18 protein-coding genes and 1 pseudogene are annotated in these 19,454 nt (G+C 69.3%); 12 read left to right on the plus strand and 7 right to left on the minus strand.

The window, feature by feature from the left end:
- Position 1: 1 nt before the first annotated feature.
- Complete coding sequence (locus ACIBQ6_RS13400; RefSeq protein WP_397211964.1) at positions 2-934, minus strand: glycoside hydrolase family 16 protein; 933 nt, start codon at positions 932-934, stop codon at positions 2-4.
- A 960-nt stretch (positions 935-1,894) separates the two neighbouring features.
- On the opposite strand from ACIBQ6_RS13400, the gene ACIBQ6_RS13405 reads away from it, so the two are divergent.
- Complete coding sequence (locus tag ACIBQ6_RS13405) at positions 1,895-2,380, plus strand: hypothetical protein (RefSeq protein WP_397211966.1); 486 nt, start codon at positions 1,895-1,897, stop codon at positions 2,378-2,380.
- A 370-nt stretch (positions 2,381-2,750) separates the two neighbouring features.
- On the opposite strand, the gene ACIBQ6_RS13410 is transcribed toward ACIBQ6_RS13405, so the two are convergent.
- Entirely contained in the window at positions 2,751-2,930 is a 180-nt protein-coding gene (locus tag ACIBQ6_RS13410; RefSeq protein WP_397211968.1) for a hypothetical protein, read from the minus strand.
- On the opposite strand from ACIBQ6_RS13410, the gene ACIBQ6_RS13415 reads away from it, so the two are divergent.
- Together ACIBQ6_RS13415 and ACIBQ6_RS13420 are read left to right on the plus strand one after the other, a co-directional pair.
- Positions 2,929-3,069, plus strand: coding sequence for a hypothetical protein (locus ACIBQ6_RS13415; RefSeq protein WP_397211970.1), 141 nt, complete (start codon positions 2,929-2,931; stop codon positions 3,067-3,069). The genes ACIBQ6_RS13410 and ACIBQ6_RS13415 overlap by 2 nt on opposite strands.
- Before the next feature lie 78 nt (positions 3,070-3,147).
- Positions 3,148-3,480, plus strand: a complete 333-nt coding sequence (locus ACIBQ6_RS13420; protein WP_397211971.1) for a hypothetical protein — start codon at positions 3,148-3,150, stop codon at positions 3,478-3,480.
- Positions 3,481-3,601: 121 nt separating this feature from the next.
- Here ACIBQ6_RS13420 and ACIBQ6_RS13425 read toward each other — a convergent pair whose 3' ends face one another.
- A complete protein-coding gene (locus tag ACIBQ6_RS13425) occupies positions 3,602-4,972 on the minus strand; it encodes a hypothetical protein (protein ID WP_397211973.1) in 1,371 nt (456 codons plus the stop codon).
- Between the two features lie 121 nt (positions 4,973-5,093).
- Here ACIBQ6_RS13425 and ACIBQ6_RS13430 point away from each other — a divergent pair, with 121 nt between their 5' ends.
- Together ACIBQ6_RS13430 and ACIBQ6_RS13435 are read left to right on the plus strand one after the other, a co-directional pair.
- Positions 5,094-6,188, plus strand: a complete 1,095-nt coding sequence (locus ACIBQ6_RS13430; RefSeq protein WP_397211975.1) for a tyrosine-type recombinase/integrase — start codon at positions 5,094-5,096, stop codon at positions 6,186-6,188.
- Between the two features lie 368 nt (positions 6,189-6,556).
- Entirely contained in the window at positions 6,557-8,017 is a 1,461-nt protein-coding gene (locus tag ACIBQ6_RS13435) for a transposase (protein ID WP_397211977.1), read from the plus strand.
- Positions 8,018-8,204: 187 nt separating this feature from the next.
- On the opposite strand, the gene ACIBQ6_RS13440 is transcribed toward ACIBQ6_RS13435, so the two are convergent.
- Positions 8,205-10,427, minus strand: coding sequence for an MMPL family transporter (locus ACIBQ6_RS13440; RefSeq protein ID WP_397211979.1), 2,223 nt, complete (start codon positions 10,425-10,427; stop codon positions 8,205-8,207).
- Positions 10,424-11,566 carry a serine hydrolase domain-containing protein gene (locus tag ACIBQ6_RS13445; RefSeq protein ID WP_397211981.1) on the minus strand — a complete coding sequence of 381 codons (1,143 nt, stop codon included), beginning with the start codon at positions 11,564-11,566 and terminating at the stop codon, positions 10,424-10,426. The genes ACIBQ6_RS13440 and ACIBQ6_RS13445 overlap by 4 nt, the downstream gene beginning before the upstream one ends.
- Before the next feature lie 269 nt (positions 11,567-11,835).
- Here ACIBQ6_RS13445 and ACIBQ6_RS13450 point away from each other — a divergent pair, with 269 nt between their 5' ends.
- Both ACIBQ6_RS13450 and ACIBQ6_RS13455 read left to right on the plus strand, forming a co-directional pair.
- The gene (locus ACIBQ6_RS13450) at positions 11,836-13,017 is read left to right on the plus strand and encodes a sensor histidine kinase (RefSeq protein ID WP_397211983.1); all 1,182 of its coding nucleotides are present in this window, start codon (positions 11,836-11,838) and stop codon (positions 13,015-13,017) included.
- Positions 13,014-13,706, plus strand: a complete 693-nt coding sequence (locus ACIBQ6_RS13455; protein WP_397211985.1) for a response regulator — start codon at positions 13,014-13,016, stop codon at positions 13,704-13,706. The genes ACIBQ6_RS13450 and ACIBQ6_RS13455 overlap by 4 nt, the downstream gene beginning before the upstream one ends.
- 24 nt (positions 13,707-13,730) lie before the next feature.
- Here ACIBQ6_RS13455 and ACIBQ6_RS13460 read toward each other — a convergent pair.
- Positions 13,731-13,832, minus strand: a pseudogene (locus ACIBQ6_RS13460) (3-oxoacyl-ACP reductase); the annotation flags it as partial.
- Between the two features lie 281 nt (positions 13,833-14,113).
- Here ACIBQ6_RS13460 and ACIBQ6_RS13465 point away from each other — a divergent pair.
- Positions 14,114-15,037, plus strand: a complete 924-nt coding sequence (locus tag ACIBQ6_RS13465; protein ID WP_397211987.1) for a recombinase family protein — start codon at positions 14,114-14,116, stop codon at positions 15,035-15,037.
- Here ACIBQ6_RS13465 and mihF read toward each other — a convergent pair.
- Positions 15,018-15,329 carry an integration host factor, actinobacterial type gene (gene mihF, locus ACIBQ6_RS13470; protein ID WP_397211989.1) on the minus strand — a complete coding sequence of 104 codons (312 nt, stop codon included), beginning with the start codon at positions 15,327-15,329 and terminating at the stop codon, positions 15,018-15,020. The genes ACIBQ6_RS13465 and mihF overlap by 20 nt on opposite strands.
- A 75-nt stretch (positions 15,330-15,404) precedes the next feature.
- Between mihF and ACIBQ6_RS13475 the strand changes: the two genes are divergently transcribed.
- The 4 genes from ACIBQ6_RS13475 to ACIBQ6_RS13490 all read left to right on the plus strand — a co-directional run bounded on the left by ACIBQ6_RS13475 (position 15,405) and on the right by ACIBQ6_RS13490 (position 19,452).
- Complete coding sequence (locus ACIBQ6_RS13475) at positions 15,405-15,623, plus strand: hypothetical protein (RefSeq protein ID WP_397211991.1); 219 nt, start codon at positions 15,405-15,407, stop codon at positions 15,621-15,623.
- 5 nt (positions 15,624-15,628) lie between these two features.
- The gene (locus tag ACIBQ6_RS13480) at positions 15,629-16,627 is read left to right on the plus strand and encodes a hypothetical protein (RefSeq protein ID WP_397211993.1); all 999 of its coding nucleotides are present in this window, start codon (positions 15,629-15,631) and stop codon (positions 16,625-16,627) included.
- Positions 16,542-18,338 carry a transposase gene (locus ACIBQ6_RS13485; protein ID WP_397211995.1) on the plus strand — a complete coding sequence of 599 codons (1,797 nt, stop codon included), beginning with the start codon at positions 16,542-16,544 and terminating at the stop codon, positions 18,336-18,338. Before ACIBQ6_RS13480 ends, ACIBQ6_RS13485 begins: the two co-directional genes overlap by 86 nt.
- Positions 18,339-18,573: 235 nt before the next feature.
- The gene (locus tag ACIBQ6_RS13490; protein ID WP_397211997.1) at positions 18,574-19,452 is read left to right on the plus strand and encodes a VOC family protein; all 879 of its coding nucleotides are present in this window, start codon (positions 18,574-18,576) and stop codon (positions 19,450-19,452) included.
- The last annotated feature ends 2 nt before the right edge of the window (positions 19,453-19,454 follow it).

The raw sequence follows: 19,454 nt of genomic DNA on the forward strand, positions 1-19,454 counted from the left end.
CTCAGCGCGGGCCTGTCGGTACCGGAGCTGCCGACTTGGACGGAGGGGGAATGGTGTCGCGGTAATCGATCCCCGCGGCACGAAGGCCAGCAACCCTGTGGCGTACGTCGGTGGGGGTGACCGTCTCGCCCTTGCTGTGATAGATCCAGTCCACCTGCTCCCGGTAGGTTCGCGGGCTCGATCCGCCTTCCAGATCCGCGAACCACTGGTTGAACTGGATGCGCATGAGCTGCTCCGGATAGTAGATGCCACCGTGATCGGCGAAGAGGCGGCCATCTACGTAGTACGTCATGCGTCCATCGGAGACGTGAATGACCAAGTCGTGCCAACCGGCGAAGCTGGCCCGTTCTGTGGTGAGGGTTCTAACCGCATGCCAGGGTTCGGCCTGGTAGGTCTCCCAACTCGTGGCGTACAGTCTCGTGTCCGGCGCGCCCCATCCCCCGTTCGGCAAGTACTCGAAGTCCAGTTCGCTGTAGTCGAGGTCGTTGTCCTTTCGGAGCGGGGTGATGGTGAAGAAAGTCTGGACCACGTGCGCGCCGTCAAGGCCGCTTAAGGGGGTGTCGCCAAAGCGGACTCTGGAGGCGTACGTGCCCTCGCGAAAGCGTTGACGCGTGGTGAAAAGGGCAGCCTGCACGGTACCGGAGGCGGTCCCATCCGTGACAGAGTCGAGCGTCAGCAGCCCGTCGGGGAAGCTGACGGCCGACGGCGACCAGCTCACACCTGGCACGCCGGGTCCGCCCAGGCCGGAGCGGACGGTCCAGCCATGCATGGCGAGCAGCGGATCCAATGCGCCGGAGTAGGAGAAGTCGTCGAAGAATACCCCGGTCGAGTCTGCTGCCCCGGATCCTGATTCAGCGTTGGTATCGAGGTACCAGGTGGGGCTGACGGCGGCGGCTACGAGCAACCCGAATCGGAGCTTCTGACCGACACCCATCAACCCCCCGTTCTGTCACCGAACGCAGTCAGTACGCTCCCTAATGTTATCAATTGTCCCTGGAGCCGCCCAGGGCCTCCAACACGCACGCAGAAACCTCAGACCCGATCGACCATGACAAACACAGCAGCGCCTGCCATCACGGCGAAGCGCGCCTTGCCGGTGCAGAGTTCCGCGCGACTTTGCCCATGCCGTCAGACCATGCTCTCCCAGATGTGATGGGAGGAGTGAGACAAGCTACAGGGCTGCGACTGGTCCCCTTCACTCAGCAGGTCGCGCTGGGGCTGCTTGGGCCCAGCACGACCAGGCTCACTGAATGGTCCGGGCCGGGTTGACCAAGGCCATGTTTCTGATGTCATCCGGCCAGATCCGCAGCGTCAAGGACGGACGCCACTGCCATGTCCTCCCCGGGCGGGTGGACGACACGCAGCCAAGATCGCAGCAGGCGAAGGCTGATAAGCCGACATGGTGCCGTCGGCGCGGTGCGCACCGACGGCGGAGCAAGCCAGGCAGGATGGCCGCGCCGATGCTGTTGTAACCGCGTAGTCGTTGCCGGGCCGGGGCGGTGATGAGCACACGCGCCTCGATGGCGTGGGCGACGGCGCGCCGCCGCCGAACTCGGCTCGCGCCCGACGGCTGGCCCCGGCATCAGCTCCGGCGTTATGCGCTGCCCCATCTGGCCGCCGCGAACTCGAGGCCAAGCCAGCCTCGCCCCCTACGTCCGCCTCGGCGAGGAAACCTCCGCCGCATCACCGCCGGAGCACGACCTCGCCGCTCGACGGGGCAAGCGCTGAGGCCAGGCATCCCCCACCGGGCGGTGTGTTTCCGGCGTGCTCCGGACCGTCTGTGAGGGCCGTTTTGGCAGGTGTTTACTCATCGCGCAAACATTCAGGGTGTGCCATGTCTTGATTATGAGAATAACTCTATGTAGTTAATCAAATAATTAATAAGGAATCCTTAATGGCGCTCTTCTCCAACAGCGACCTCATCCGCAGCATCGACGCCCACATCTTCACCGGCGACGATGACGACACCAACGGCGGCGGCACCGACGCCGACGTCTACCTCGGCATCGCCGGACGCGAGTTCCGGCTCAGCTTCGACAACGACCACTGGCTGGAGCCCGGCGACGACGACCACTTCATATTCGGCATCGGCGGCAACACCAGCGACGCCAAGTACAACGACCCCACCGACCCCCAACTCAGCATCGGCGACGTCCTCGACAACATCCACAACGTCTACGTCCGCATGAACGTCCGCGTGAGCGAGTACGAAGACCCCTGGCACGTCGAACGCGTTCACGTCACCGTCAACGGCTTCCAGGGCCCGAGCGTGTCATTCATAGCCCTCGACGGCGACTCGTCCCAGTGGCTCGGCTACGACTACGGCCTCATCCTCTACCTCAAGAGAACTGACCATCACATCAACGACGGCACCAACTAGCGGACAGCAACAGGCCTCTCACCAGCGCGGCGCCGACGCCGCAGCGCGTTCCGACAGCCCAACAACAGCGGATTTCGGCGGTGGCCGTTCAATACCTCGTCACACCCGTCCGCTGGTTCCGGCTCGGGCGGAGATCGAGTAGGGCATACGGCGCGGCGATGCGGGCGGCGGAAGCGACAGTGGGCGGCTTGGGTATGGTGGCCGGCCGTGGCACTGCGTTGGTGATGGCCACGCCGACGGCGCGGCGGGCGAGGCCCCACTGCGCACAGCCGCAAAGATCGCGGCGGCCAGCTCTCCCATCGCGGCCCAGACCCTGTCCGGACCACCGGGTGGAGTCTCGCTACTCGCGTCCATCGAGCGTTCTTCCATGTCATGTACGTGAGGAGAGGGCGAGCAGGCCGGCGGCCAGGGCGCGCTCGCGGGCGAGGTCGGCGGCCGCAGCCCGCAGGGTTTCGGCGTGCCGGGCGTGTTCGTCCGGCGAGGCGCGCAGCCGATCGAGCTCGCGCCGGGCCTCCTCCAGCAGGGCGGCCGTCCTTTTGCTGCTCGGCATGGGCCTGCTCCCGCTCGCGCAGGGCGTCGTCGCGGGCTTGCTCGGCCGCGCCGCGGGCGCGCTCGTGCTTGGCTACCTGAGCCCAGGAGTCGCGAGCATCCTCCTTGGCCGCGTCGACCTTGCTGCTGCCTCCCGCTGAGCGTGGCGCTGCTCCCGCTCAGCAGCCTCCCGGTTCTCCCGGGCGGCATGGGCCCGGCGGTCGGCCAGCTCGGCACGGGTGCTGGCCTCGTTCTTCTCGCGGCGCGCCTGCGCGGGCGGCCTGGGCCTGCGCGAGCGTGTCGGCGACGGCTTGCTCCAGGTCGGCGCGCAGCCCGGCCGCCACAGCGGCGATCTGGTCGGCCAGCGGACCGAGCACCGCCTGGGCCTGCTCCAGGCGCACCTGCCCGCTGTGGCGGGCCGCGACGCGCTCGCGATGATAACGGGTGCGGTGATCGGGGCTGCAGTCCAGCGCGTCGGCGCGCTTGCCCGGCGGCACCGCCTCTTCCGGCAAGCCGACGTCGGCATCGCCCTCGATCGGCTCCAACACGCAGACCTCGTCGACGCCTCCTGACAGCGCCCACCCTCCACCCGCCGAGAGCCCCGGCCCCCCTCTAAGTCTCCGCGGCCTGCCTCGCCTCCGCTCGGGTATTGGAGCTGCGCCTTGGTGATCGTGCGTTGCCAGGGTCACGCCCTCAGCCAGGGGGCGGAGCGGTAACGGCCTGCAGGGCGGCGCTCAGGGCGCGCGCCTGCGCCGGCGACTGAGCGGCCTCACCGAGTGCGATGGCCTCGTCGCCGCGGTGCAGCGTTACCACGCCTTCCCCAAGTGTGACGGCGTCGAAGGCGCCCTCGGGCAGCCATACGCCGGGCCGGCCGTTGACATCGGTCAGTGACGGCACCACCATGCCCGTGGCCGCCTGGGCGGCGGCGAGCTGGTGGCGCAGCGTCTGCAGCTCGCGTTCGGCCATCTCCAGCCGGGTTCCGGCGATGGCCTGCTCCAGCCGCGCCTGGTCACGTTGAGCCTGCAGCCGTTCGCGTTCGTCCTCGAAGCGGCGCTGTTGGCTGTCCAGGTCCTCCCGTACGGCGCGGGTCTCGGCGCGGGCCTGTTCGGCGGCCATCGTGGCCTGATCGAACTGTTGCCGGGCGGTGGCCAGGTGTTCCCCGGTCTGTTCCAGCTGTTCGTTCAGGCGGTGCAGGTCGGCACGGGCCTGATGCAGTTGACCGTCGCGCTCGGTCAGGGCGGCGCTGCGTTGTTCGGCCAGGTCGGTGACGCGGGCGAGATCCGCCTCCAGGGCGCGCAGTTGCTCGGCTTGGCGCGAGGTCAGGCTCTGCTCGTCGTGCAGCTGGGTGGCGAGCTGACCGATCTGGATGCCCAGGCGCTCGGCGTTGGCGCGGGCTTCGCTGTGGATGCGGTCGCGATGCTCCTCGGCCACGCGCTGAGCGTCGATGGCTTCCTGCTGCGCGTGCAGGGCCGCATCGCGTTCCTGTTCGGCCGTCTGGCGGTCGGCCTGAGCGGCGCGCATCGAGGTGCGGGCCTGCTCGGCGTCGGCTTCGGCCTGCTGCACGCGCGTCTCGGCCTGGGCCAGCTGGGTGGCGATGGCCTCCCCCACCTGCCCCAGGCGCTGGTCCAGCCGACGCAGGTCCTCCAGCTCGGCGGCCAGCTGGGCGTCGCGCTGGTGCAGAGCGAGGCGGATCTGGTCGGCCTCAGACGCGAAGAGGCTGACCGCCGTGTGCGTGGCCAGCGCGGCAGGGGCACTGTCGGCGGCGCGGCTGGCCTCGTTGCCGCACAGCTTGCAGCAGTACTTGCTGGGGCGACCGCCCTTGCCGGGCTCCCGCTCAGGCTTGGCCCGCCCGCAGCCCGGCCGGGCACACTGTCGCAGCACATCGTCGGTGGCCAGCGCCAGACAGTCGCGAGTGTGGCCACGCCCGCCTCGCACGCGCTCATCGACACCCGGCTCCTGAGGCGCTGGCTCCTGGGGCGCTGGCTCCTGGGCCGGCGCCGCCGGATGGGAGTGGTCCTGGCCGCGGGTGGGCGGCTCGCCCGGATCTACGCTGATCTCCGTCACGCCATCAATTTAGCATCAGCATATGCTCTATCAATCCGGATTCAGCATTACGCCTCTGCGATTCAATTATGATCACTGAGAAGTGAAGTTCTCAAAGATCATCTCTGCTAGAGTGAGGCGCGTGACCGAACCCGAGATGGCCTCCAGGACGGCTTCCCGCCCGCTCCCCGCCGCCGCGTTCCCTCCCCCTGCCGCCGGGCTGGTGCCGGCCGCCCCCGCACGGGACCCGTACCTGCTCTATCTGGGGCGCCTGGGCAGTGCCGACTCCCGGCGCGTGATGCGGATCTGCCTGGACCACATAGCTCGTATGCTCACCGGCGACCATCTCGACAACCCCGCGGTGACCGGCCAAGGTCAGCCCTGGCACCACCTGCGCTACGAACACACCGCCTGGATCCGCGAGCAGATCGATGAGATGGACTGGTCACCCGCCTATCGGAACAAGCACTTGGCCGCCCTACGCGGCGTCCTCAAGGAAGCCTGGAAACTGGGCCTGCTCAGCACTGACGACCATCAGCGCGCCGTCGCCCTGGCCCCGTTCACCGGCCATCGGGAGCCGGCCGGTCAGCACCTGCCCGACACCGTCATCGGCGCCCTCATCGCCGCCTGCGACGCCGACCGCTCCTCCGCCGGCGCCATCACCAGCGCGGGGCTCCGTGACGCGGCCATCATCGCCGTCCTGGACGCCTGCGGCCTGCGCCGCGCCGAACTGGTCTCCCTCCAGTACGCCGACTACGATCGGGCCCGCCGCATGCTCACCGTCATCGGCAAGGGCGACAAACAGCGCCGCATCCCCGTCAACTCCTTCGCCGCCCGCCGCCTGGAGGCATGGCTCGCCTCCCGCGGCACCCACCGCGGCCCGCTGTTTCCTCGTCTCACCCGCGGTGGGACGGTACGCACCGCCCCCGACGGCCGCCCCTGGCAGATGAACCCCCAAGCGGTACGCGACATCCTCGCCAAACGCACCGAACAGGCCGCCACCACGCCGGTACGGCCACACGACCTGCGCCGCACCTTCATCTCCAACCTCCTGCCACAGGCCGACGCGATCATGACCGCCCGCCTGGCCGGCCACGCCAGCCCCAGCACCACCCTCCGCTACGACGTGCGCCCCGACGAAGAGGCCCGCGACGCCGTCGAACGCCTCCGCGTCCCCACCGTCACACCCCTGCTGTCCACCACACCCGCGGAACCGCGCCCTGACGCCACGACGTGAGGATCAGCAGCAGCCTTCTCATCCATGGACATGGAAGACACATCAACACGGACAGCTCCTCCCCCGGTCGCCTCTGCGGGAGCTCCAGTTCCTCCAGCACGGCGGCGTACGGCGATCCTGCCGAGCGCCCCCTACGAAACGGGCGACTGGCAGCACCAGCCGCACGAGCGAATGACTTTCGCCGTCCGGAGGCGCAACAGCACTGCGCACACCAGCGGATCTCGCACCCGTACTCTCACACCCGAGCAAGTCTCGGGATGGGCGACTACCCCGGAGATCCTGCTGGCCCGATCGGTGTGGGAGCGGGCCCGCGCCAAGGTGTGCCGCGACGTGGGCCTGTCGGCCGAGCCGGGCGCCGACACGCAGCGGTGGGCGCGCACCCTGGATTTCGCCTACAGCAGCTGGCCGCGGGCCTGTCGGGTGAAGAGGGTGTCCGCAACGAGTGGCTGCGCATCGAGAAGTCCCCCGAGGGCAAGGACCACCTGGTCCTGACCGGCCCGGAGGCGCTGGACGAACCCGCCACACTGACCGCGCTGCGCGCCGACGTCGAGGCCCGCATGCCCATCGTCGACCTGCCCGAAGTGCTGCTGGAAGTGCACTCGTGGACCGGCTGCCTGGACGCCTTCGCCCACGTGTCCGGCGAGATGCCGTCCAGACGAGAGGACATGATCAAGTCGATCGCCGCCGTCTTGGTCGCCCAGGCCATGAACGTCGGGATGCGGCCCATGGCCAGTGAGCATGAACCCGCGCTCGCCGTGGACCGGCTGTTTTGGGCCGAGCAGAACTACATCCGCGCCGCCACGCTGACGGCCGCCAACGCCACCCTGGTCGACTACCACGCTCAGCAGGAGATCGTGCAGACCTGGGGCGGCGGCGAGCCGACCTCAGCTGATGGGCCGCGCTTCGTCGTCCCGGTCAAGACCATCAACGCCGGACCGAACACCAAGTACTTCGGCAAGGGCAAGGGCGCGCGCGGCGTCACCTTCTACAACTCCACGTCTGATCAGTTCACCGGCTTTCACGGCATCGTCATCCCCGGTACCCCCAAGGACTGGTACTACATCCTGGAGGGTCTGCTGGAACAGGAGACCTCGCTGCGGCCCACCGAGATCGTCTCCGACACCGCCGGCGCTTCCGAGCTGGCCTTCGGCGTCTTCCGGCTGCTGGGCTGGCAGTTCTCCCCGCGCCTGGCCGATGTCGGCAGCGCCGCCTTGTACCGGGCCGATGCGGCCGCTTTCTACGGTCGTCTCAACGCCATGATCAAGACCCGGGTGAACGTCGGCCTCATCAACGATCACTGGGACGACCTGCTGCGCGTGGCCGGCTCCCTGCACACCGGTGCGGTCCGCCCGGCCCAGCTGTTTCGCTACCTGACCGGCGGCGGCACCCCCACCCCGATCGGCCGCGCTCTGATGGAGCTGGGCAAGCTGGATCGCTCGGTCTACCTGGCCTCCTACTTCAACGACGAACTGCTGCGCCGGCGGATCAACACCCAGCTGAACCGGCAAGAAGCCCGCCACACCCTGGCCCGCAAGATCCTCCACGGGCAGAAAGGCGAGCTGCGGCAGAGGTACAAGGAAGGGCAGGAAGATCAACTAGGAGCTTTGGGGTTGATGGCCAATGTCTGCATTTTGTGGAACACGGTCTACACGGCCCGGGCGCTGGAGCAGATCCGGGCTGAGGGCAAGAAGATCGCCACTGCCGACATCGCCCGCCTGTCCCCGCTCGGCTATGAGTGGCTCAACTTTCTGGGTCGCTACAACTTCTCCCTGCCCGAGGCTGTGCGCGAGGGCAACTTCCGGCCGCTGCGCACCCCCGGTCAGCGGTAATCGGGGGTGAACCTGCACCGGAACCGTTTGTACCGTAAGCGCTTTCCCCCGGGTCGGAACAGTCTCGGCGGGAGACCCCTGCCCGCATCACCTCCGAGCACGACGACACGGCTGCTGACACCAGGCGAGATACCTGCACCACGCGGCGTACTCCGGCCGTACCCTTCCATGCCGTCAGGGGCGGCGGCTATGGCGAGCCCCAAGAGGCTGGGGCCCGGTCGGGTGCCAGGGCGGGTTCGGGCGCACGGTCCTGCGGGTTCGTGGTAGGTCGAGGGCGGACCGGCCACCAGACGGCCCGACCGAGCAGTGCGGCGAGTGCGGGGACCAGCACCAGCGACACCACAAGCGCGGAAACCATGATGCCCAGCGTCATCGCGAAGGCGATCTGTTCGTTGCCCGAGGATGTGGCGAGGCTGGCGAAAGAAGCGGCTAGCACCACGCTGGCCGTCGTGATGGCCGGTGTCGTGTTCCGTACGGCACGGGCCACGGCGGCGCGGGCCGGACCTGGTCGCCGCATCTCCTCCCGGATCCGGTCGGTGATCAGAATGTTGTAGTCGGTGCCCAGGGCGACGACGAACAGGAACAACACGAGCGGGAGGGTGAAGCTGACGCCCGGCTTGCCGAGGATGTGCTGGAACAACAGGGTGGCGGCGCCGAGGGTGGCGGCGAAGCCGAGCCCGACGGAGAGCATCAGGATCACCGGCGCGAGCAGGCTGCGCAGGAGCAGCAGGAGGATCAGCGCGATCAGCGCGGCCGCGACCGGGAACACGATCGTGAGGTCGTGCTCGACGGCCGTCGAGATGTCGGCGATGATCGCCGGGGTCCCGCCCACGTGTGCCGTCGTCCCGGCGGGCGTGTGCTGGGCGACCGCGGCCCTGATCGGTCCGGAGGCCAGGTCGCGGGCCTGCCGGCTCTGCGGGTCCGCGGTCGGATAGAGGTCGATCCTGGCGGCGCGGTGGTCCTTGTTCAGGACGGTCTTCGCGACCTGGCCCACACCCTTGACCTGGGTAAGCGCTCGCAACAGACCGTCCAGCCGGTCTGCGGTGAGGGCGCCGCCGTTCTTGGAGGTAACGAAGACGCTCGTCGGGTCCGACACGCCGGCCGGCAGCGTACGGGAGATCTCGGCCGCGGTGGCCGCGGCGGGGGTCCGGGTGCCGGGGCTGCCCTGGCCGTAGTCCATGCGGATGCCGATCAGCCCGGTGGCCAGGGCGGCGAGCAGGGCGACAGAGGCGGTCAGCATCATCAGCGGGCGTCGCGTGACCAGCTCACCAAGGCGGGCGGCACGGCCCTCGCGCGTCCCGCGGTGCAAGGCCGTGCGGGAGGGCCAGAACATCTTGCGGCCGGTGGCCGCGAGCAGCGCCGGCAGCAGGGTGAGGCTGCCGAGCAGCATCACCAGGATCGCGACGGCGATCGCCGGGCCCATCGAACGGAACTGCCCGAAGGTCGCCAGTCCCAGCGTGGCGAAGGCGGCCACGATGGTCAGCGCCGCCGAGGTGATCGCGGTGCCCACCCGGCCGGAGACCTGCCCGGCCACCTCGCGCGCTGACTGCTCGGGCCTTGCCCGCAGTGCCTCGCGGAAGCGGAACAGCAGGAACAACAGGTAGTCGATGCCGATGCCGAACAGGACCACGTTGATCAGTCCGGGGGTGCTCGCGTCGAGCTTGAGCCCGGTGATCATCGCGGCGCCCGCGACGGCGCCCGCGGCCACGAAGCCGATCAGGGCGACCGCGAGCAGCGGCAGCAGGGCCGCCAGGACGCTACGGAACACCAGCACATTGAGGAGGATGATGAGCCCCATGATGAGCCCGCCCCCGACCGTCGTGGCGGTCTTGCGGGAATCGACGGTGTCGACTGCGTCGGCGAGAGGTCCGGTGAAACCGGTACGCATGCCCGCTTCTGAGAACTGCGTCCGGGCGGCGTCCCTGAAGGTCCGGTAGACACCCTGGACGCCCTTGTCCGCACGATTGCCGATCAGCTCGACGGAGAGCAGCTCGAAACTCCGGTCGGGCGCCGTCATCGCCGGGGCGACCGTGGGGGTCTGGGAGCGGTCGGGGACCAGGTAATGCTGCGGACCGTCGTCCTCCCTTGGCATGACCACCCGGCGCTTGGCCAGCTTCGCCGCCTCGGCCTCGATCCGCTCCTGGTCGGCGGCGCTGAGGGCCTTGCCGTCGGAGCGGGCGACCAGCACCGTCACCGTGGTCGCGTCGGGATTCACCCCGAACCGCTCCTGGGCGATGTTCAGGGCGGCGGCCGAGTCGTAGCTGCGGGGCAGGAAGTCCCCGGTCTGGTTCTGGGTGACCCGGTCGAACAGGGTCGGGGTCAGGGCGCTCAACGCGACGCCCAGCACCGCCCAGAGGGCGATGACCTTCCATGGGTGTCTGGTGGAGTATCCGGTCAGGGCGCGGATCACGACGTGCTCCGGCGGACTGTGGCGGCGCAGAGTGCGTTGTCGATCAGGCGGGCGGTGGCCTGGCCCTGCTCTCGCGTGCCGGGGTAGGTGGTCCGGGAGACGATCACGCTGGTTCGACCGTCCTGGGTGACGGCGTTGTCGGTGATGAAACCCGGGGTGCCGCCGGGGTGCGACCAGGCCGTGACTCCGCAGCTCAGTCGCTGCTTGGCCATACCCAGACCGAACTCCCTGCCGGGCACGCCGACGGGGACCGTGGTCATCATCTTCTTCAGCTGTTGCTGTGACAGCACCTGCCCGCCCAGCAGCGCACGCCAGAACCTGGCCAGGTCTTCTGTGGTGGTGACGGCCTCGCCCGCCGGGCCGGCCCAGCCAAGGCTGAGCAGGGTGGAGCGGAACGGGCGCGCGGTTCCGGCGTCCTCGGTGTAGGACTGCGCGTGCGGCTCGGGCAGGAGCGGGGAGTCGCCGGGCAGGGTCGTGTTCCGCAGCTTCAGCGGCTTGATGATCCGGCGTGTCACCTCCTCGCGCCAGGAGTTGCCGGCGGCCTTCTCGATGATCATCCCGGCCAAGGTGTAGTTGATGTTGGAATAGCTCCAGCGGGAGCCGGGCGCGAACAGCGGTCGATGGCCGACGCTGAGCGTCACCAGCCGCCGCGGACTCATGCGCAGGAATCGGTAGGTGCGGTAACCGCGCTCCGTGTGCATCTTCTTCTCGATGTCGCCCACGGAGTCGTGCAGGCCGCTGGTGTGCTGGAGCAGGTGCCTGACGGTGATCGCGCGTCCGTCGTTGCCGTTGCCACGCACCAGCCCGGGAAGCCACCGCTCGACGCTGTCGCCGACGGAGAGCCGCCCCTCCGCCTCAAGCTGCAGAATCACGGCGGCGACAAAGGTCTTGGTGTTGCTGCCCATCCGGAAATGCCCGGCGCTCGGGACCGGCACCTGACGGCCCAGCACCGCCGTACCGCTGGACGCGGCCAGATCGGCGCGGGGCGAGCGCACCCGAGCCTGCACGCCCAGCGTGCCGGCGTCGCGGATCGCGTCCAGGTCCGCTTGCAGGGCCGCCCGGTCGTAACCGGGGGAAGACGCGTGCGCCGGGCTCATCACCAGCACACCGGCCGACACGGCCACGGCCGCTGTCACCATGACCGCAGAAAATCGACGCCGGCCAACACTCATTCTTGCCTCCTGGCAGATGCACCTGGTGCCGGGGGTTCCCGGCCGGTATCCAGACCATCAGTCAGAAGAGCGGCAAACCTCCTGGCAGCGGATGATCCTGACCGGGGCCCTGGGGCCCTCCCCAAGGCCGCGAGCAGGACCGTGGTCCTGGTCCAGGTCCGCGTGGTGAGAGCATCGCGACCGCTGTGCAACCCTGGTCCGGGGGCCAAGAGGCCTGATACAGGGGGAAGTCAGACATGTCCAGGAGCCGGTACGTCGGGTCCGGCGATGCCCGGGAGCTGCCGTGGAGCCGTAACGACGCCCTCGTGACCGGCGGCGCCTGCGTGATGAACCTGCTCAGTTACGTGTTCTTCAACGCCTCCGACGGCCCGCACACCGTGAGCGTGACCGGGTTCCTCTTCGTCGCGGTGACGGCACTGCCGCTGCTGGCCCGGCGCCGCCACCCGGTGGCGGTGCTCGCCGCCGTCCTGGCACTCGACGCGACGGCCACCCTGACCGTGCCGCTGCCCCGGCACTTCGGCGCCGTTCTGGTGGTCGCCCTGTACTCGGCGGCCAGGGCCTGCCCCGGCCGCGTGACGGCGCTCGCGGCCGTCGTCACGGTGGCGGTGACGCTGCTGAGCCAGAGCGACGGCCGCATTCCGCCTTGGCAGGACGCGATCACCCCGCCGCTCACCACCCTGATCGTCGTCGGCGCCGCCATGGCGATGAACCGCTGGCAGCGGGAGGTGGACGCCAACCGCAGGCTCCTCGCCGACCGTGCGGTGGCCGACGAACGCCGCCGCATCGCACGGGAGTTGCACGACATCGTGGCTCACCACATCACCACCATGCAGCTGATGGCCGGCGGCGCGCGGGCCAACCTCGCGGAACCGGAGGTGGTCAAGGAAGCCCTGGTCACCCTGGAGTCCTCCGGGCGGCTCGCGTTGCGCGAGATGCGCCAGCTCCTGGACGTACTGCGGGACGGCGACGAACCCGCGGTCGCGCCGTCCCGGCCCCAGCCCGGCATCGACGACCTCGACCGTCTGGTGGCCGAATCCCGCTCCGCCGGAGTGCCGACCGAGTTCAGCGTCCAAGGGCAGCGGCGACCGTTGCCGCCGACCGTCGCTCTCACGGTGTTCAGGATCACTCAGGAGGCCCTCACCAACACCCGCAAGCACGCGGGGGCCGCCCACGCGTCCGTGGAGCTGACCTACCGTCAGGATCGAGTCGTCGTCGAAGTGCGCGACGACGGTGGGGACGGCTCGCCGCAGGAGGGGGCGCGCGCGGGCGGATACGGCCTGATCGGCATGCGCGAACGCGTCGCCCTGCACGGCGGCACCCTCACCGCGGGCCCCCAGGCCGACGGCGGGTTCGCCGTGGTCGCCGACCTGCCGCTGACCACGGACGAGGCCGTCCAGCACGAAGGGGCCCATCGATGACCGCGTCGCCGATCAGGGTGCTGATCGTGGACGATCAGTCGCTGGTACGGCGCGGCCTGTCGCTGATCCTTTCCCCCGACCCGTCCTTCGAGGTCGTGGGAGAGGCCGAGAATGGCGCGCAGGCCGTCACCCTTGCCCGCCAACTACGCCCCGACGTCGTGGTGATGGACATCAGGATGCCCGTCCTCGACGGGGTCGGCGCGACCAGGGAACTCGCCTCCACCGTGCCCGGCAGCCGGGTCCTGGCCCTCAGCACCTTCGACATGGACGAGTACCTCGTGGGCGCCCTGCGCGCCGGAGCCTACGGGTTCCTGCCCAAGGACAGCTCACCTGAGGACCTGAGCGCGGCGATCCGCACCGTCCACGCCGGCGACGCCGCCGTCGCGCCACGCCTGCTCACCCGGCTGATCTCCACCTACGTACGGGCGCCTCACGGCACCCGGCCGACACCCACGGGCCTGGACGAACTCACACCCCGCGAGGTCGAGGTATGGCGGCTGATGGCCACGGGCCTCGACAACACCGAGATCTCCCGCGCCCTCGGCCTCAGCCTCTCTACCGTCAAGAACTACATCACCAGCATCTTCGACAAGCTCTCCGTGCGCGACCGCGCCCAGGCGGTCATCGCGGCCTACGAATCAGGCCTGGTCACCGCCCGCCAGGTAACCGGGAACCCGCCCACCGGATAGCGCGGCCTGCCGGTGCGGATGCTCTCACACCACCGCGTCGCCACCGTCCACGACCAGGTCACCGCCCGTCACCCAGACCGACTCCGCCGAGGCCAGGACGACGGCGGCGCCCGCGAGGTCCTCCGGGGTCCCGCACTGGCGGGATTACCGTCGGATACCGCCCTGAGCTGGGGCTAGTGTCATCCGCCTGAAATTCGTCGGCAATATTGAGCGAGGGAATCGAGGATCTCCTCGGACTGTCTTGGTCCACGCGAGTCGATCTTCGCTCCGGCCCCGAAGCCTCGTTTTGGTTCGCAGGACCCGTTCTCACTCAAAGACGGGATCGGGCTACTTCTGAGAATCGTTTGTGACAGCATCCGAAGGCACGACGGTCCCTCAAGAGGCATCCCCGAGCGACGACGGCCGCGATGCCGACGCTGTCGAGCGCCACGCCTGCCCACGTTGCACGGCCGAACCCGGCTCGCCATGCCGCGCGCGCTCCGGCGCGGTCGCCGGCACCTACCACACCGGCCGCTACACCCAGGTGCCCCGGTTCGCCAAGCTCCTGCGCGTGCCCACCCCCGCCGACCGCCGGCCCGGCCAGCCGTGGCGCCCCGGCACCCCGAGTACGCGTCCGGCCCCAGTTCGAGGCCGCGCTCGCGCTGGCCCGCCAGATCAAGGCTCACGCCCCGCACTGCCGGGTCATCTTCACCGTGTATGAGATGAAGCGCCTGGGCCGCGACGCCGCCGAACTCACCGCCCTGGCCGACCACCTCACCGCCCACGGCCTGGTCCTGGAGATGCTCGCCGGGCCCCTGCCCGGGATGTACGACCCCAGCGGTCCCGGCCGCCTGCTGTTCGCGTTCTTCGCCGCGATAGCCGAGACCGAGCGGGAGAACATCCGCGAGTCGACTCTCGAAGGACTCGACGCGGCGGCCCGCAAGGGCAAACACGGCGGCCGCCCGCCCTTCATCACCGACGACATGCTGCACACCGTGCTCCGCCGCCGCGCGAACGGTGAGTCGGTCGAGCAGATCCAACCCGACCTGATCATCGCAACCGGCAAACGCAAGGGCCGGCCCCCCAGCGTCGCGAGCATCTACCGCGCGCTCGCCGAGCACGCCAAGCAGGAGACCTACCCCGAGGCCGTCGCCCAGGCGCACGCCGACTTCGCCGACCTCCACGGCGCCGCCGACCTCCCCCGCCCCCGCCGAGCCCGCATCCAACGCCCAGACGATCCGCTCACGCCTGAGCAAGCCGAGCTCCGACAGCGTCTGCAGGACCAGGTCCTGCAGACCACTCATCAGGACGACCCGGGCACAGGCTCCGCAACTACCGCGCAAACGCGGTGAGCAGCCGCTCGCGCTGTGCCTGCTCCAGGCCGCCGACCCCGCACTTCACCTCGACCCCGCAGATCGCCATCAACGCGGCGACCTGCGCCGGACCATAACCAGGCATCGCTCGCAGCACCTGAACGACCCTCGTCTTCTTGACGAGAGTCTCCTCCGCCCGAGCGAACACCTCGGCCACCGTGACGGTCCCGGCTCGGATCCCCGCCAAGAGCTCACTGCGAGCCTTGCGCGCCTCGGCGGCCTTGACCATGGCCACGGCCCGCTGCTCAGGAGTCAACGCCGGTACCGCCATGGATGGCCTCCTCGCACATCGGCGATCCCTTGCCACGCCCTGAAGTGCTTCCAGAAGATGGCGCGTTTCCCGTCCATGGACGAGATCCCCGAGGTGGTGATCGACCACGTTCGGCGCTGTCTGGAGTTGGCCGAGGACGTCTGGCCGGATCACGGCTCCTCTCGTAGTGCGAAGGCGCATCGCAAGCTGGTGCGCCAGCGTCAGGGCGTGAAGTACGACGCGGGCCGGGCGCGGGCGATCGCCGCGGTGGCGATCCGGAAGGCGGCGCAGGCCAAGAACAATCCGGCGACCTGATCAACGTGGCGATCGAGGAGTTGCTCCGGCTCCGGCTGGAGCTGCTCGGGTACACGACGCTGGAGGACCTGGCCACCAGCATCCGCGCTGAGGTGAACGCGACGTTCTTCGCCACGATCCTGCGGCGGATGGGCGAGGCCGGCCGGGCCCGGATGGAGGGTCTGCTCGTCGTCGGGCCGGACGGCAAATCGACGTTCAACCGGCTCAAGAAGCCCGCCCAGCGGGCCACCTGGTCACGATTTCGTGACCAGGTGAGATGGCTGGATCAGGTGGACGCGCTCGGCGACACCGACGCCTGGCTGGAGGGCATCGCGCCGTCGAAGATCGCCGACTTCGCGGGTGAGGCCGACGCGCAGGACGCCGACACCTTGTCGCGCTACGACCCGGTCAAGCAGGTGGCGTTGCTGGCGTGCCTGACGCACACCGCTCGGATGCGGGCCCGCGACGACCTGGCCGAGATGTTGTGCAAGCGGATGGCCTCCCATGTCAAACGGGCCAAGGCGGAGCTGGAGGAGATCCGCGCCCGGCAGCGCGCGACCAGCGAGCGGCTGATCGGCACCTACCGTCAGGTGCTGGAACGTCTCGACCCCGGCAGCGAGACCTCGGCCGCCGGACGCGAGGCGGTGGCGCGGGCCGTCGAGGCGGTGACCTCGTGCGCCGGTAACGCTGGGCAGGTCCAGGCGCTCGGCGAGATGCTGTCGGCGCTCGTGGTCCAGACCCACAGCGTGCAGGCAGCGCGGACGGCAGTGGAGCAGGCTGGTGGGTTCGCCGCCCAGTTGGCGGACATCGAGGAGGTCGCCGCCTTCCACGGCGACGCGCACGAGCTGCTGGTGTACCGGTTCTTCAAGAAGGACCGGCCGGGCGCTGTTCGAGCTGGCGGGCAAGCTGCGGCTGAAGGCCACCTCCAGCGACGATTCGGTGCTGGCTGCGCTGGCGCACGCCCGCGAGCACTCACCCAAGCAGCGCGACTTCATCTCGCTGCCGCCACCGGTGCAGGAGGATGAGCCGGAGTCGGGTATCGCGTTCGCCTCGGGTAACTGGCGGCGCGCAGTGACCGACCGCAGGCGGCCCGGCATGGTGGCGCGGCGGCACTTCGAGGCGATGGTGTTCTGCTACCTGGCCGAGGAACTGCGCACCGGGGACGTGGCCGTGCTCGGCTCGAACGAGTACGCCGACTGGGGCGCCCATCTGCTGCCCTGGGAGGAGTGCCAGCCGAAGCTGGCGGCGTTCTGCGAGAAGGTCGGGCTGCCCGACACCCCCGCCGGCTTCGTCGCCCGCCTCAAGGACGCCCACCTGAGCGCGGCCGCGCAGCTGGACGCCGGCTACCTCGACAACGCCGACCTGGTCATCGACGAAGGCGGGGTGCCCACCCTCAAGCGCCGCCGCGGCAAGGGCAGCGATGCCGAGGCCGAACGGCTGGCGGCCGAGATCGAGCGGCGCATGCCCGAACGCTCACTGCTGTCGATCGTCGCGCGCACCGCCCACTGGCTCACCTGGCATCGTCACTTCGGCCCGGCCTCCGGCTCCGACCCCAAGATCAAGGACAAGCTGGGGCGGTACTCGCTGGCGGTGTTCACCGGCGGCATCAACATCGGCCCCTACGAGGCGGCCAAGCACATCGCCGGCGTCACCGCCCGCGAGCTGTCCATGGTCCGCAACCGGCACATCACCCTGAAGAAGCTGAACGCCGCGATCGCCGATGTGGTCAACGCCTTCGCCGAACTGGACGTGGTCAAGGCCTGGGGGGACGGCAGGACGGTAGCCGCCGACGGCACCCAGGTGGACACCTACATCGATAATCTCCTGGCCGAGACCAGCATCCGGTACGGAGGATTCGGCGGCATCGCCTACCACTACATCTCCGACACCTACGTGGCGCTGTTCTCCCGGTTCATCCCGTGCGGGGTGTGGGAGGCGGTGCACCTGATCGAGGGGCTGCTGGCGAATGACTCCGACATCCAGCCCTCCACGGTGCACGCCGACACCCAGGGCCAGAACTTCCCGGTCTTCGCCCTGGCGACGTTGTTCGGGTTCGACCTGATGCCGCGCATCCGCAACTTCAAGGACCTGATCTTCTTCCGCGCCTCGGAGGAGATCGCCTACCCGCACATCGACCAGCTGTTCGGCGAGAGCGGCCGCAACGTCATCGACTGGAAGCTGATCGACAAGCACTGGATCGACCTGATGCAGGTGGCGATCTCCATCAGCGAGGGCCGCCTCAGCTCGGCCACGCTGATGCGGCGGCTGCGGTCCAACTCCCGCAAGAACCGCATCTACAAGGCGTTCCGCGAGGTCGGCCGCAGCGTACGCACCGTCGCCCTGCTGCGGTATCTGGCCGACCCGGTGCTACGGGCGCGGGTCACCGCGGCGACCAACAAGGTCGAGTCCTACAACGGCTTCTCCAAGTGGCTCGGCTTCGGCGGGGTGCTGGCCGACAACGACCCCGAAGAGCAGGAGAAACTGATCAAATTCAACACCCTGCTGGCCAACCTGGTCGTCTTCCACAACGCCCTGGACATCTCCGACATCGTCCGGCAGCTGGTCGCCGAAGGCCGGCAGATCACCGCCGACCAGCTCGGCCAGATCGCGCCTTACCTGCGCTCCCACATCAGCCGCTTCGGCGCCTACGCCACCGATGACCTGCACCGCCGACCCGACCCGTTCGACCCACTGCTGAAGGAGGTCGACTTCACAAACGTCGACCTGGCCGCCTGATCGCCCGGCCAGCTCACCGGTCCCACAGGTGCCGGCCGAGTCGGCCACACTCAAATGCCACTGGGCGGATTGCTGATCGTCCGCAGTGATGTCGCTGAATCCGAGGCTGCTCCCGTGAAGCGGCGGTTGGCGCTGGCGCGTGGGATTCCATCACGATAGGACCTTGAATGTCGAAAGACGTCGATCCCACCCCGTTGGCTGGAGTCGGTGGCCGCCGGGCGGCAGCCTGTCGCCCATGATTGCTCGTGACATCGACCGGATCGACCACTCCGTCCTCTACACCACCGACATGGACGCCACCGCGGCGGCCTACGAGGCGCTGGGCTTCACGCTCAGCCCGCTGTCCCTGCACATGGGCTCCGACCGCCCCGGCGGCGAGCGAAGGCCGATGGGTGCCGGCAACCGGTGCGCCCTGTTCGGCCGGACCTACCTGGAATTGCTCGGCCTGTACGGGGACGGCTCGGTCGACCCCTGGAACATCCGCCCGCTCATCGCCCAGTACGAGGGCCTGCACGGGTACTCCTTCGGCTGCACGGACATCGAAACCGCCGAAAAGCGCCTGCGAGCGGTCGGCTTGTCCTCCTCCGGTGTGCTGCCGCTGCAGCGGGATGTGGACACCCCTGACGGTGTGGAGAGCGCCCGCTTTCAGGCGGTCCACCTCGACCGGGCGCTCACACCCGAAGGGCTGATCCACGCCGCGTACCACCTGACCCCTGAACTGATCCACCAGCCGCGCTACCTGGAGCACGCTAACGGCGCCACCGGCCTGTACAGCGTGCTGCTCGTGGTGGACGAGGCCGACCTGGAGTCCACCGTCGCCCGCTACGCCCTCATCCTGGACACCGAACCGGTGACCGAGGGACCAGTGCACGTGCTGCCGCTGCCGCTGGGCCGGGTGGAGGTCGTCGCGGTGTCCGCCTTCCGCGCGATGATGCCCGGCGAGCCGGTGCCCGCATTGCCGTACATGGCCGGGCAAGCCGTGTCGGTACGTGACGTGCGGGCGGCCCGCGACCTGGTGGAGGGCAACGGGTTCACCACAAGGGACATGCCCGGCGGGTTCTTCGTCGGTGCCGCCCAGGCCCGCGGCGCCGCGCTTGCCTTCCTGGAGATGTGACC

The organism is Nonomuraea sp. NPDC049655 (assembly GCF_044465465.1).
Classification (GTDB): Bacteria; Actinomycetota; Actinomycetes; order Streptosporangiales; family Streptosporangiaceae; genus Nonomuraea.

Coding starts and splice junctions, on each gene's coding strand:
- ACIBQ6_RS13400 (WP_397211964.1), bottom strand. CDS start 934: ATGGGTGTCGGTCAGAAGCTCCGATTCGGGTTGCTCGTAGCCGCCGCC.
- ACIBQ6_RS13405 (WP_397211966.1), top strand. CDS start 1,895: ATGGCGCTCTTCTCCAACAGCGACCTCATCCGCAGCATCGACGCCCAC.
- ACIBQ6_RS13415 (WP_397211970.1), top strand. CDS start 2,929: ATGGGCCTGCTCCCGCTCGCGCAGGGCGTCGTCGCGGGCTTGCTCGGC.
- ACIBQ6_RS13410 (WP_397211968.1), bottom strand. CDS start 2,930: ATGCCGAGCAGCAAAAGGACGGCCGCCCTGCTGGAGGAGGCCCGGCGC.
- ACIBQ6_RS13445 (WP_397211981.1), bottom strand. CDS start 11,566: ATGGTGACAGCGGCCGTGGCCGTGTCGGCCGGTGTGCTGGTGATGAGC.
- ACIBQ6_RS13450 (WP_397211983.1), top strand. CDS start 11,836: ATGTCCAGGAGCCGGTACGTCGGGTCCGGCGATGCCCGGGAGCTGCCG.
- ACIBQ6_RS13455 (WP_397211985.1), top strand. CDS start 13,014: ATGACCGCGTCGCCGATCAGGGTGCTGATCGTGGACGATCAGTCGCTG.
- ACIBQ6_RS13465 (WP_397211987.1), top strand. CDS start 14,114: ATGCCGACGCTGTCGAGCGCCACGCCTGCCCACGTTGCACGGCCGAAC.
- mihF (WP_397211989.1), bottom strand. CDS start 15,329: ATGGCGGTACCGGCGTTGACTCCTGAGCAGCGGGCCGTGGCCATGGTC.
- ACIBQ6_RS13475 (WP_397211991.1), top strand. CDS start 15,405: ATGGACGAGATCCCCGAGGTGGTGATCGACCACGTTCGGCGCTGTCTG.
- ACIBQ6_RS13490 (WP_397211997.1), top strand. CDS start 18,574: ATGATTGCTCGTGACATCGACCGGATCGACCACTCCGTCCTCTACACC.